Genomic DNA, 13139 nt, shown 5'->3' with positions numbered 1-13139 from the left:
TTTTTGCAGCAGAAACACCCCCGTTTTTATACGGGGGTGTACTTTTCATCAGGGTTATTTAGCGTCCGGCAGGGCGTAGGCGATAATATAATCCCCCAGCTTGGTGCCGAAAGAGCCGTGGCCGCCGGCTGAAATCACCACATATTGCTTACCGTTTGCTTCATAGGTCATGGGCGTCGCCTGGCCGCCCGCCGGCAGGCGTTGTTGCCACAGCATATCCCCATTGGCGACATTGTAGGCGCGCAGATAATTATCGGCGGTGGCCGCGATAAAGGCCACGTTGCCGGCGGTGGAAATCGGTCCCCCCAGCATCGGCATACCCATCTTGAACGGCAGCGGCAGCGGCGAGCTGTCCCGTACCGTACCGATGCGTTTTTTCCACACAACCTCGTTGGTCTTCAGGTCAAGAGCCGCCATATAACCCCAGGCCGGCTGCTTGCAGGGTAAACCCAGGGGCGACAGGAACGGGTTCAGCGTCACGCCGTAAGGAATACCGTATTGCGGCTGCACGCCGGTTTCGGTGCCGCTTCCCTTGGCATTGGCGTCGGGTTCAATGGGATTGCCCGGCCCGCGCGGGATAAGCTTGGAGACAAACGGCAGCGCCATGGGATTCATCACCGCCACCTGCCGGTCGGTATCAACCGAAATACCACCCCATTCGAACATGCCCAGATTGCCCGGGAAGACCAGGGTGCCCTGCTCGGAGGGCGGCGTAAACGGTCCCTCGTAACGCAGACGGTGGAATATCACGCGGCACACCAGTTGATCGTACATGGTGGCGCCCCACATATCCTTGTCGGTCATGTTCTGTTTGGGCCGGAAAGTCAGATCGGAGTACGGCTGGGTGGACGCGACGTGATCGCCTTTAGCCGCCCCTTGCGGTACCGCCGTTTCCGGCGCGGGAACCACCAGTTGGCCGTTGCGGCGATCGAGGACGAAAATATTGCCGGTTTTCGCCGGCACATAAATCACCGGGACTTTGTTGCCGTTCTCATCGTTAATGTCCGCCAGGGTCGGCTGCGCCGGCACGTCCATGTCCCACAGATCGTGGTGGACTGTCTGATAGAACCAGGCCAGTTTGCCGGTGGTGGCGTTCAGCGCCAGCATGCCGCTGGCGTACCGTTCCATATCCGGGGTGCGGTTGCCGCCCCAGATGTCGGGGGTTTCCACGCCGATGGGCAAATAGACCAAATCCAGCTGCGCGTCATAGGCGGCCGGAGCCCAGGAGTTGGGAGAATTCGCCGTATACAGCTGCGGCCCTTCCGGCAGCAGATTGGGGTCCTTGCTGCCGGGGTCGAATGCCCACAACAGCTTGCCGCTGTCCACGTCAAAACCGCGTATGACGCCGGAGGGCTCACGGGTGGAGTAGTTATCCGTGACCGCACCGGCCACCACGATGACTTTATCAGTCACCACGGGCGGCGAGGTAGGTTCATAGGCGCCGGCCTTGGCGTTCGGCATATTATTTTGCAGGTTCAATTTGCCGTTATCGCCGAAACCGGGGCAAAGCGCGCCGGTCTGTGCATCCAGGGCATACAGATTGCCGTCGTTCACCGGCAGCAGGATACGCCGGGAACACAGGGCCGGAGCCGCGGCCTGGGCGTTAGACTGCGCCGCTGCCGGGGTTTCATGATAAGACACGCCGCGGCAGGTCACATGCTGGAAGGAAGGATCGCTCTTGAGTTTGGGATCGAAAGTCCATTTTTCTTTGCCGGTGGCCGCGTCCAGTGCGAACAGCTTCTGGTGCGACGTACACAGATAGAGCGTATCGCGGATCTTGATCGGCGTAACCTCGCTGGTGAACTCCAGCGGATCGCTGGCGGTTTTCAAATCACCGGTGCGGAATGTCCAGGCTTCCTTTAGCTGGCCGACGTTTTTGTCATTGATTTGCGTCAGCGGGGAGTAGCGCGTCCCTTCCTGGGTACGACCGTACGCCGGCCAGTCGCCGTCAGGAATAGCAGAAGCCGCTTTCGCGGCGGCGGCGGTCTGATCGGCGCTCAGGGTACCGTTGATCTCCTGGGGATCGTTGAAAACCGAATACACCAGCACCACCACGGTCACCAGCAGCGAAGCCAACAGGGCGACCCGCGCTCCGCCGCCTCTCACCACCAGCGCGTGATAAATAAAGGGTAGCGTTAACCACAGGCCGAAGAAAAAGACCACATCCAGACGCGGCGTCAGCGCCCAGAAATCAGAACCGACTTCCCACAGGCCCCAAAACGTGGTGCCGAGCAGGAAAACCGCATAGAGCAGCAGGGCCGACGTCCGGCGCCGGTACAGAAGCCAGGCGGTGAGCAGCATCACCAGGCCGGCGATAATATAATACCCAGAGCCGTGCAGTGTGAGCAGCCAAATGCCGCCAATCAACAGATACAGGCCGCTGAGCGCGGCAAACAATACCGTTATGATAATCAGCAGCCGTGAACCCCATCCCTTCTCTTCCATAATAGTAACCTTACTAAGATTTAACTTCATCGATGTTAAGCGTAAGACAAATTGCCAAAAAAACTCATTTGATAGCTAATTATTCCTTTGGGCACTGCCGATTGGCCCCGGCCGCCGTGAATAACAGGGCGGTTTTCAGACTTTATCCCGGTCCGCCGGGTCCTGCGTTACTCAAAACGGTAGGCCAGATTCAGTCCGCCGCCCCAGTTGCGGCCGGGCGACGGTTCAAAATAGCGGCCGTTGCCTTCATTGACGATGACCGAGCCCACATAACGCCGGTCGAACAGGTTATCCACCCGGCTGAACAGGTCTAGCGACCACCGGTCCCAGATAAAACGATAACCGGTATCCAGACTGGTTACGGTATAGGCCGGCGCCTGCGCGGTATTGGCATCGTTGGCCTGGATATCGCTCATATAGCGAATCTCGGCGCCGGCATGCCAGCCCTGTTCCGGTAGCCACTGCAGCGAGGCGTAGCCCATGTTGCGGGCGATCCCCGGCAGTCGGTTGCCCGCGGGAACCACCTCATCCGCGCTGCACTGGCCCGAACCGCAGGTGTCGTTACGGTAGGTGGCATCCAGCAGGGTCCAGGCCATTTTAAGCTGCCAGTTGAGCGCGAACTGCTGATCCAGCGACAGCTCGACGCCGCGACGGCGGGTTTTTCCGGCGTTGGTATAGCTGGTACGCCCGCCGAGGCTCTGTGCCACCACCAGTTCATTGTCGGTATTGGTCTGAAACAGGGCGGCGGTCACCAGCCCGTTGCCGATGCGTTTTTTAGTGCCCCGCTCGAAGGTGTCGCTGGTGGTGGGCTTCAGGCCGGTATTGAGTCCCGGCAGGCTGTCGGGCCGATAGGAGAGTTCGTCGATAGTAGGCGTTTCAAAGCCGCGGCCGGCGGAGAAGTAAAGATTCCAACCGGGACTGAGGGCATAATTCAGCGAGCCCATGGGCAAAAGCTTGTGATAACGGGCGCTGCCGCTGTCATTGCCGTTGCCCGCGGTGATGTAGTAATCATGGGAATCAAAATTCACCGTGCTGTAGCGCAGCCCGGCATCCAGCGTCCAGCGCGGGGCGAGTTTCCAGGTGGTCTGCAGATAGGGGTCCAGGTTCCACATGCGGTTTTTCTCGTTCCGCCGCTGGTCGCCCTTCTCGCCGTAATCCGGGGCGCCGTCCTGCTCAATAAAATTTTCAAAGCCCTGGCGCCGTTCGGTCATGGTTTCATAATCCAGTCCGCCGGTGAAGGTCACCGGTACCGGCCCCATGCTGCCTTCATGTTTCCAGCGGGTATCGATGCCCTGGTATTTCCGTTCAAGCACGATCACGCCGCCGGACTGGGTGGGACTGAGCTGCGTCGCCATGGGGATGGATTGATACTGGGTGGTATGCCGCTCACCGTGATAAGCCATCACCGAGAGTTCATCGTTATCGCTTATCTGGCGCTGATAACGCAGGCCGGCCTGGGTCTGAACGATGGATTTGCGGGTATCGTACTGCTCCCCCCGCGGCGACTGCCGGGGATTGTCATGCCACTCGTCTTCCGTCAGTCCGCCCGGATCGTTGGCATCCACGGACAGGCTATTGAACATCAGCGTCAGCGTGCTGGCGTCATCCAAACGGACTCCGAGCTTGGCGTTGCCCAGGTTTTTCTGCGCTCCGCTGTGGTCGCGGTAACCCTGGGTGGTAAAACGCGAGGCGGATACCGCGTAATTCACGTCACCGGCACGGGTGCCGTCGCCGGTGGCTCCGGTAGCCTTGACGCTATTGCGCCAGGTGCCGTAGCTGCCGTAATAGGTGCCGGCCTCAAGGGTATCAGGCTGGGATCCGGACTGGCTCTCCACGTTCACCACGCCGCCGGAGGCATTGCCGTACAACGCGGAATAGGGACCGCGCAGCACCTCGATTTTATCCACCGAATTAAGATCAATATTCGACGTCTGCCCCTGTCCGTCAGGCATGGTGGCCGGGATGCCGTCAACATAGATGCGCACACCGCTCACGCCGTACGTGGATCGGCTGCCGAAACCGCGCACCGACAGCTGGAGATCCTGCGCATAGTTTTGCCGGTTCTGAATTTGCAGGCCCGGCACGCTGCCCAAGCCTTCCGACAGGTTCACCCTTGGCCGGTCGCCGCGCAGGTCCTCGCCGTTCACCACGCTGACCGACGCCGGTGTGTAGAGTTCCGACAGCCCGCCGGGCCGCTGGATAACCATGATGGTAGTGGATTGCGATGCTTTGTCGCCGGGCCCGGCGGCAAGCGGGGCGGATTGCGCAAAACAGAGGGTTACAGGCTGTAACAGAAACATCGGGGTTAATAAAAAAGCCGTCTTTGTCTTCAATGGAGTCATTCAATGATGAGAGTTAAAACTTCATTTACGCTTCTCAATGTCGCCAGGACCGAGGAAAGCCACCCAGACGCCGTGTCTCTACGGCGTTGAAAACGCATCAATACGGCTAAAGTATAGAAAGAGTTTTTCAACTTGCTGTGTTTTAAGCACAATAATACGGTTGACTTCGATTGTTTTCAGGATCCGTCCAATTCACTGTTAGCTTAAAATTATTACCATCATTAAAAATTCCACAGGTTTTATAACATTACCGTCTTATTGGCAAAACCGGCAATTTAATAGTGACCGCCGAATTTTTCCACAATAAAATAATTTCATTTCTCCCTCTCATAGCGCTTGAAATAATTTTTCAAAGGCACATGATATGCCCAGAGGAAAGTTCCAATGTCGGAACGACCTTACTATGCAAGGTATATAGAATGTCCAAGAATGACAAAATGCTAAATCAGGTTCTGCTAAGGGTAACGATCAGCAGAAGAACCAAAACCGGCCGCTAACGAAAAGCAGCAGCAGAAGCAACTCAAGCCTCTGATAAAAGAAAGAAATAATTGAATAGTGGGGCTAAGGCCGCAAGGCCGTAGCCCTGTTCATCTGGTGATAGGGCTTATGCTTTAAAAGGCAGGGTCTTTTTTTGCCCTTTATTTGTGAATAATAAAATAAGAGGATTTAGGATATATCCTAAATAACCGGCTGCTCGCTGCATACTTTACTTATTAAGCTATAATTTTAAGCATCTCTGTGAATTTTAATTTAAACGGAGAGTCACTGCATTAACAATAATATCCTTCCAGCATATATCCTTTAATATCACTTTCAACTTTTCCCCGGCGCGTCCTTGTAAAACTTCTCTACATCATCCTGTCCCAAGCGATAAAAACCAGGGCAATCCGCCCCGGTTTGTCCGCTAAGGCGATTAGTTCGACGCCAGCATATTGCCCTGGCGCGCCTGGTTTACCGCCTCGCCCAGTTGCCATACCGCCATGGCGTAATGGGTGCTGTGGTTATAGCGGGTAATGGCATAGAAATTCGGCAGGCCGTACCAATATTGATAGCGGTTGCCGAGATCCAGCCGCAGCAGGCTGGCCTCCTGATAATTCTGCAGCGAACCCTGCGGACTGAGTCCGGCCGCAGCAAGGGTGGAGACAGAGTAGCGGGTATCGTAACCCTGACCATATCCCGGGGCCTGGCCGACGGCCGGTATCGCCACCGTGCCGCCGCGCGTCCAGCCGTGCGCCTGGAAGTAATTGGCAACGCTGCCGATGGCATCCACCGGGTCCCACAGGTTGATATGGCCGTCGCCGTCGAAATCCACCGCATAACTCTTGAAGGATGACGGCATAAACTGGCCGTAGCCCATGGCGCCGGCATAGGAACCGCGCAGGGAGAGCGGATCATCCCCTTCGCTGCGCGCCATCAGCAGGAAGGTTTCAAGTTCACCGGCAAAATAGTCGGCGCGCCGCGGATAGGCGAAAGCCAGCGTGGCCAGGGCATCAATGGTGCGGGTCTTGCCCATCACCCTGCCCCAGCGGGTTTCCACGCCGATGATGCCGACAATGATCTCCGGCGGTACGCCGTAAACCTGATAGGCCCGCTGCAGTGCATCTTCATATTGATTCCAGAAAGCCACCCCGTTTTGCACGTTGTCGGGGGTAATGAACTTGCCGCGGTAGCGAAGCCAGGCGCCGTTGGGGATGGTTGACGGCGGCCCTGACGGCGCCTGCTGATCCATCAGCCGAAGGACATAATCCAATCGTTTGGTCTGAGCCAAAACGTCATGGAGCTGTTGCCTTTCGAAGCCGTGTTCGGCCACCATTTTATCCACAAAGCGGTCCACCGCCGGGTCGGCGGCGAAATCGCCGTTTGCCAGCAGGCCGCTGTGATCAGGCTGGAGTAGAAAACCGCCCGGCGAAGCGGTGCTCAGCGGCGCTTGGGCGGGTGGCACCGGTTTACTGCTACAGGCGGAGAGTAAAGCGAACAAAGGCACTAATGCAGCCAGGTAACGCATCGGGTATCCATAGACCAGGCAAGTTGAAGTGTGTGTTATGGTAAGCCATTGTCATGGACGAAAAAACCGAAATATGTCATTGAGCCCCTGGCAGGAACATGCTGTAACATTTTGGCGAAAACGGTCATAAACGACTAGGGTGTAGCCGTCCGCAGGTAAATTATCACTAATGTAAATTATTCCGTATTATAGAGATCAAATAGCTTTAATTTAGGGTCTGCCCATCGTCTGGACTTATTCAATTAAGAAATCCACCCACCCTTTCCGCTGAACGATGAGCGATAAAATGCCATTCCCCGGTCTTTTGTTCATTCAAAGGCCATGCATTAATGAAGCGCGATAGGCTATTCCCAGGCGCCTTATCCTAAATAATTTGAGTTGCAGATGATAAAACTCTCATATTAATAGTATCATGTTGTTTTTAAGTTAATAAGCCTCTTAAGCGGCTTTTCCGACAGAGCTATGCCCTCAGTCGAGGTTCTCTTTGATAAATGGCATTAAAAATTAGCTGGCACGATTTAGCACTCAGAAAATATTTTAAAATTGCTTTTATCACTCAACAAAAATCATTTCCTTTGTCACCCACTAGATTAAATGAAATTAATATAGGAAAACCTCATTTTATTTGATGCAGATTAACGTGTGAAGGATTCCCGGGTATTAAATTGGCAGCTCGCTCATAAAGCCATCGCCACAGGCGCGGAAAAACTAGAACAATAAGGATGATAAACATGGCCGGGGAAAATCAGCTGCTTTCCCAGAAGAGTATCAACCGCCGTGATTTTATGAAACTCTGTGGGGCTCTGGCCGCCACCATGGGGCTCAGCACCAAGGCCGCCGCCGAAATGGCGCTCTCGGTAAGTTCCCCCCACCGGCCGCCGGTTATCTGGATCGGCGCCCAGGAGTGTACCGGCTGTACGGAAGCGCTGCTGGCCGCCACACACCCGACCCTGGAAAATCTGCTGTTGAACGTTATCTCGATGGATTATCACGAGGTGCTTTCCTCCGCCTTCGGCGAACAGGCCGAGCAGAATAAACAGCAGACCATGGCGCAATATCGGGGAAAATATATTCTGGTGGTGGACGGCTCCATCCCCCTCAAGGACGGCGGGATTTACTGCATGGTGGCCGGTAAACCGGTGGTGGAACACATCCGCGCCGCGGCACAAAACGCGGCGGCGATTATCGCCATCGGCTCCTGCTCCGCCTGGGGCGGCGTGCCCTCCTCAGGGGACAATCCCACCGGCGCCGCCAGCCTGCAGGAGGCCCTGCCCGGCAAAACGGTGATCAATATCCCGGGTTGTCCGCCCAATCCCCATAATTTCCTGGCGACGGTGGCCCATATCATTACCTGGCAGCGTCCTCCGGCTCTGGATAGCCTGAATCGGCCCGCCTTCGCCTACAGCCGGCTGATCCATGAAAACTGCGAACGCCGCCCGCATTTCGACGCCGGCCGCTTTGCCCGGCGGTTCGGCGACGAGGGCCACCGGCAGGGCTGGTGTCTCTACCATCTCGGCTGCAAAGGACCGGAAACCTACGGCAACTGTTCCACCCTGCAATTTTGCGATGTGGGGGGAGGAATTTGGCCGGTGGGCATCGGCCATCCCTGCTACGGCTGCAACGAGAAGGGGGTAGGCTTCACCAAGGGCATTTCCCAATTGGCCGACGTCGCCAATCCCACCCCGCGGGTGGATAAACCCGCGGTACACAAAACCGAAGGTGGAAAGATTTCCCTCACCGCCATGGGACTGATTGGCGGCGTGGTGGGAGTGGTGGCGGGAGTCAGCCTGATGACGGTGCGGGAGCTGGGGCGACAGCAGAAACAGCATCGCGAAGATGACGACCGTACGCCGCGGGGGAAATAAGCCGTGAACAGACGTCACTTCTTCAAACTGGCCTCAGGGGGAGTCCTGATGGCCGCCATCCCGGCAACCGGCCAGGGAGCGGCGCAAAACAAAGCGCCGATCCCAAGCGCCTTGGGCATGCTGTACGATTCAACTCTGTGTATCGGGTGCCAGGCCTGCGTCAGCAAGTGCCAGCAGGTAAATCACAGCGATGGGCGTCCCCACGGCGGACCCTATGCCGGCGGCGAGGCCAACTGGTCGAATAACGATAAGCTCAGTCCCTACACCAACAATATTATTCAGGTGTGGAGCAGCGGCAGCGGCCAACACAAAGACCAGACGGAAAACGGCTACGCCTACATCAAAAAACAGTGTATGCATTGCGTTGATCCGAACTGTGTTTCCGTGTGTCCGGTCACCGCGCTGCAAAAACATCCGGTCACCGGCGTGGTGCATTATGACCCGTCGGTGTGCATCGGCTGCCGTTATTGCATGGTGGCCTGTCCGTTCGACGTGCCCAAATATGATTACGACAGTCCGGTGGGCAAGATCCATAAATGTGAGCTGTGCAACCAGCCAGGCCTGGGGCGGCTGGATCGCGGCGAATTGCCCGGCTGCGTGGAGGTGTGCCCCACCGGCGCGGTAATTTTCGGCACGCGACGGGATTTACTGGCGGAAGCGAAACGGCGCCTGGGAATGAAAGCCGGCGATACCTACCGCTATCCCCGGCAGCGGCTATCGGACAATGATACCTATGAACGGCAGGCGGCCCGCTATAACCCACATATTTACGGCGAGACAGAGGGCGGCGGAACCCAGGTGCTGGTGCTGGCGGGCGTGCCCTTCGCCGGACTGGATCTGCCGCCCCTGGCGCCCCTGTCCACCGGCGAACGCTCCGAGCATCTGCAGCATACCCTGTATCAGGGCATGGTGATCCCGCTGGCGCTGCTGGCGGGGATCACCACCCTGGTACACCGCAACATGAAAAAAGACCCGCCGGACAAGGAGAATGACCATCAAAACGACGCATGAGGCAAAACCGCTGGGAGGCCGGCTGCTGACCTGGCCGGTGCTGCTGCTGGCGCCCTTTGTAGCGCTATGCGGCCTGATGATCGTCAAACGCCTGATCATGGGAATCGGCGCGGTGAGCGATTTGAACGGCGGTTATCCCTGGGGCCTGTGGATTGCCTTCGATCTGCTGGTGGGTACCGGCCTGGCCTGCGGCGGTTGGGCGCTGGCCTGGACGGTCTATGTCTTTAACCGCGGCGAGTATCATCCCCTGGTACGGCCCGCGCTGCTGGCCAGCCTGTTCGGTTACGCCTTGGGGGGGCTGTCCATCACCATCGATCTCGGCCGTTACTGGAACCTGCCCTATATCCTGTTGCCGGGGCAGTTCAACACCTCCTCGGTGCTGTTTGAAACCGCCGTCTGCATGACTGTCTATATCGGCGTCATGACGCTGGAATTCGCGCCGGCGACGCTGGAACGCCTGGGCTGGCATGTGTCTCTCAAGCGGCTGAACAGCATCATGTTTTTTATCATCGGCCTGGGAGCGCTGCTGCCCATGATGCACCAATCCTCCATGGGGTCGCTGATGATCGTCGCCGGCAACAAGGTGCATCCGCTGTGGCAAAGCTATGAAATGCTGCCGCTGTTCTCCCTGCTCACCGCCTTTATCATGGGCTTTTCCATGGTGGTGTTCGAAGGCTCCCTGGTGCAGGCCGGCCTGCGGGGCGCCGGCGGCAGCGAGACCTCGCTGTTTTACCGGCTGACGCGGATTATCAATATTTTCCTTATCCTGTTCATTGCGCTGAGGTTCGGCGAACTGCTGTTCCGGCATAAAACCGCCTATCTCTGGCATCTGGATCGCTACGCCCTCTCCTTTTGGTGCGAGATCCTGTTGATGTTGCTGCCTCTGATCATTTTTAACCTTAAAGTCAGCCGCCACGACGCGCGGCTGCTGTTCACCGGCGCGCTGTGCATGATCCTCGGCGCGGTGCTATGGCGTATGGACTACTCGCTGCTGGCGTTCGATCCCGGCAACGGTTACCACTATTTCCCCACCGCCAGCGAAATCCTGATAAGCGTCGGATTCCTGGCCATGGAGGTGTGTGCCTACATTTTATTGATTCGGCTATTGCCGGTGCTGCCGGCCCATATTGTGGTACATAATCATCACCAGACAGAGGTTGATAATGAGTCAGCGCATCACCATTGATCCCGTCACCCGCATCGAAGGGCATTTGCGCATCGACTGCGAAATCGAACAAGGCAAGGTGGTTAAGGCCTGGTCTTCCGGCACCATGTGGCGCGGCATGGAGCAAATCCTTCAGGGCAAGGACCCCCGCGATGCCTGGATAATCGTGCAGCGCATCTGCGGCGTCTGCACCACCATACATGCCATCGCCTCGGTACGGGCGGTGGAAAACACCCTCGGCATGGCGGTGCCGGCGAATGCGCAATACATCCGCAATATCATTCTGGCGGCCCATACCCTGCACGATCATATCGTGCATTTCTATCAACTGTCGGCCCTGGACTGGGTGGATATCGTTTCAGCCTTGAAGGCCGACCCGCAAAAAGCAGAAGACCTGTTGCGGGGGCTGTCGGACTGGCCGCTGAACAGCGCGGCGGAGTTCGCCCGCGTACAGGGGAAAATCCGTGATTTGGCGGCCAGCGGCCAACTGGGCATTTTCGCCAACGGCTACGGCGGCCACCCGGCCATGGCGCTGCCGCCGGAGGTGAACCTCATCGCGGTGGCGCACTATCTGCAGGCATTGGAGTGCCAGCGCGACGCCACCCGCATCGTCGCGATGCTGGGAGGTAAAACGCCGCATATCCAGAACCTGGCAGTGGGCGGCGTGGCCAATCCCATCAACCTGGATGCGCCGAACGTGCTGAACATGGAACGCCTGATGTACCTCAAGACCTTTATCGACCGGCTGGGGGACTTTATCGAGCAGGTGTACCGGGTGGATACGGCGGTGATCCTGGCCCATTATCCGCAGTGGCTGAGCCTGGGCAAGGGCGCCGACAACTACCTGTGCGCCCCGGAACTGCCGGTTGACGGCGGCGGGGAGACATTCCTGCTGCCGGGGGGCTACCTGGAGAACGGCGCGTTCCGCCCGATCGCCAGCCACCGGGATCCTTATTTGATGAAAGGCATTGAGGAGAGCGCCCGGCATGCCTGGTATCAGGACGACCAGCCGCTGGCGCCGTGGGAGGGGTTAACCCGGCCCCACTATACCGGCTGGCAGGACGACGGCAAATACTCCTGGGTCAAGGCGCCCACTTTTTATGGCAAAACCGTGGAAATGGGTCCCCTGGCATGGCTGATGTGCAGCCTGGCGGCCGGCCATGAACCCACCGAGAGGCACCTGGCGTTTATCGGCGCCGACTTCCGGCGGCTCAGCGGCCTGGAGCTGGGTCCCGAGCAATTACCGTCCACAGCCGGCCGCATCGTCGGCCGCGCCGTGCACTGCTGCGTGCTGAGGGAAACCCTGGCGCAGCAATGGCAGGCGCTGGTGACCAATATCGGCAACGGCGACCATGAGACCTTTATCCAGCATGATATTCCCCAAAGCGGCGAGATTCGCGGGGTGGGTTTTGTGGAAGCGCCGCGCGGCATGCTTTCCCACTGGGTGGTGATCAAGGATGGTAAAATCGCCAACTACCAGGCGGTGGTCCCTTCTACCTGGAACGCCAGCCCGCGCAGCAACCAGGACGAGCCCGGCCCTTACGAGCGCTCGCTGATTGGAACCCCGGTGGCGGACCCGGCCAAACCGCTGGAAGTGGTGCGCACCATACACTCTTTCGATCCCTGCATGGCCTGCGCGGTGCATATCGTGGATGCGACCGGAGCGGAAGTCACCGCCGTGCGGACGGCGTGATGAATATCCTGATTCTGGGTATCGGCAATCTGCTGCTGGGGGACGAAGGCGTAGGCGTACGGGTCGTGGAGGCGCTGGAGCGGCGTTTTATCCTGTCGCCGCCGGTGGAGATACTGGACGGCGGCACCTCCGGCATGGCGCTGATGGAGATCATGTCCGGCCGCGATAGCCTGATTGTCGCCGACGCGGTACTGACCGGCGCCCCGCCGGGCAGCGTGACGGTACTACGGGACGCGGAAGTGCCTGCGCTGTTCAGCCGCAAAATTTCTCCCCATCAACTGGGGTTGTCAGATGTCTTGACGGCTTTGCGCCTGACGGATGAGTTCCCGCGCCGGCTTACGCTGGTAGGCATAGAACCCGAGTCGCTGGCGCCGGGCATCGGCCTGACGCCGACGGTAAGCGCCGCCATTGAACCGGCGCTGAACCATGTCCTGGCGCTGCTGGCCCAGGCGGGGGTGAACGCGGTACCCCGCGACGCCGGTCAGCGAACCGCCAACGGACCGGCCGGCGATAATATGCCGCCAGGGCGGTGAAACGGCCGGCGGACATTATTACCCCATTACGGCTGTCATAAAGCGGAGCCGGGACAACGGAATGAGTGATGATAACGAGA

Annotated in this window: 8 protein-coding genes; 5 read left to right on the top strand and 3 right to left on the bottom strand. The window is 58.1% G+C overall.

The features are described from left to right. Positions 1 to 54: 54 nt before the first annotated feature. From GTU79_RS12635 to mltB, 3 genes are all read right to left on the bottom strand, one after another. Entirely contained in the window at positions 55 to 2445 is a 2391-nt protein-coding gene (locus GTU79_RS12635; protein ID WP_203521664.1) for a glucose/quinate/shikimate family membrane-bound PQQ-dependent dehydrogenase, read from the bottom strand. A 167-nt stretch (positions 2446 to 2612) separates the two neighbouring features. Beyond that, positions 2613 to 4787: a TonB-dependent receptor PqqU gene (pqqU, locus tag GTU79_RS12630; protein WP_214514003.1), complete on the bottom strand. Its 2175-nt coding sequence runs from the start codon at positions 4785 to 4787 to the stop codon at positions 2613 to 2615. A 913-nt stretch (positions 4788 to 5700) separates the two neighbouring features. Then, complete coding sequence (gene mltB, locus GTU79_RS12625; protein ID WP_203521666.1) at positions 5701 to 6792, bottom strand: lytic murein transglycosylase B; 1092 nt, start codon at positions 6790 to 6792, stop codon at positions 5701 to 5703. Between the two features lie 731 nt (positions 6793 to 7523). Between mltB and hybO the strand changes: the two genes are divergently transcribed. Genes hybO through GTU79_RS12600 form a run of 5 tightly spaced genes read left to right on the top strand, consistent with a single transcriptional unit; the run spans position 7524 to position 13059 of the window. Beyond that, positions 7524 to 8657: a hydrogenase 2 small subunit gene (gene hybO / locus GTU79_RS12620; protein WP_203521667.1), complete on the top strand. Its 1134-nt coding sequence runs from the start codon at positions 7524 to 7526 to the stop codon at positions 8655 to 8657. Between the two features lie 3 nt (positions 8658 to 8660). Further along, positions 8661 to 9668 (top strand): hydrogenase 2 operon protein HybA, encoded by a 1008-nt coding sequence (gene hybA, locus GTU79_RS12615; protein WP_203521668.1) that lies wholly within the window; start codon positions 8661 to 8663, stop codon positions 9666 to 9668. Next, positions 9646 to 10854 (top strand): Ni/Fe-hydrogenase cytochrome b subunit, encoded by a 1209-nt coding sequence (hybB, locus tag GTU79_RS12610; protein WP_203521669.1) that lies wholly within the window; start codon positions 9646 to 9648, stop codon positions 10852 to 10854. The genes hybA and hybB overlap by 23 nt, the downstream gene beginning before the upstream one ends. After that, positions 10832 to 12526 (top strand): hydrogenase 2 large subunit, encoded by a 1695-nt coding sequence (gene hybC, locus GTU79_RS12605; protein WP_214514002.1) that lies wholly within the window; start codon positions 10832 to 10834, stop codon positions 12524 to 12526. Before hybB ends, hybC begins: the two co-directional genes overlap by 23 nt. After that, entirely contained in the window at positions 12526 to 13059 is a 534-nt protein-coding gene (locus GTU79_RS12600; RefSeq protein WP_203521671.1) for a HyaD/HybD family hydrogenase maturation endopeptidase, read from the top strand. Before hybC ends, GTU79_RS12600 begins: the two co-directional genes overlap by 1 nt. The last annotated feature ends 80 nt before the right edge of the window (positions 13060 to 13139 follow it).

Origin of the sequence: Sodalis ligni (genome assembly GCF_016865525.2) — a bacterium.
GTDB classification, from domain to species: Bacteria; Pseudomonadota; Gammaproteobacteria; order Enterobacterales; family Enterobacteriaceae; genus Acerihabitans; species Acerihabitans ligni.
The sequence above is the reverse complement of the archived record's forward strand: the minus strand, read 5'-3'. Positions and strand labels throughout refer to the sequence as shown.

Bases quoted from the DNA above. Each gene is read 5' to 3' on its own strand.
- hybC (WP_214514002.1), top strand. From the start codon at position 10,832: ATGAGTCAGCGCATCACCATTGATCCCGTCACCCGCATCGAAGGGCAT.
- mltB (WP_203521666.1), bottom strand. From the start codon at position 6,792: ATGCGTTACCTGGCTGCATTAGTGCCTTTGTTCGCTTTACTCTCCGCC.
- GTU79_RS12600 (WP_203521671.1), top strand. From the start codon at position 12,526: ATGAATATCCTGATTCTGGGTATCGGCAATCTGCTGCTGGGGGACGAA.
- hybB (WP_203521669.1), top strand. From the start codon at position 9,646: ATGACCATCAAAACGACGCATGAGGCAAAACCGCTGGGAGGCCGGCTG.
- pqqU (WP_214514003.1), bottom strand. From the start codon at position 4,787: ATGACTCCATTGAAGACAAAGACGGCTTTTTTATTAACCCCGATGTTT.
- GTU79_RS12635 (WP_203521664.1), bottom strand. From the start codon at position 2,445: ATGGAAGAGAAGGGATGGGGTTCACGGCTGCTGATTATCATAACGGTA.
- hybO (WP_203521667.1), top strand. From the start codon at position 7,524: ATGGCCGGGGAAAATCAGCTGCTTTCCCAGAAGAGTATCAACCGCCGT.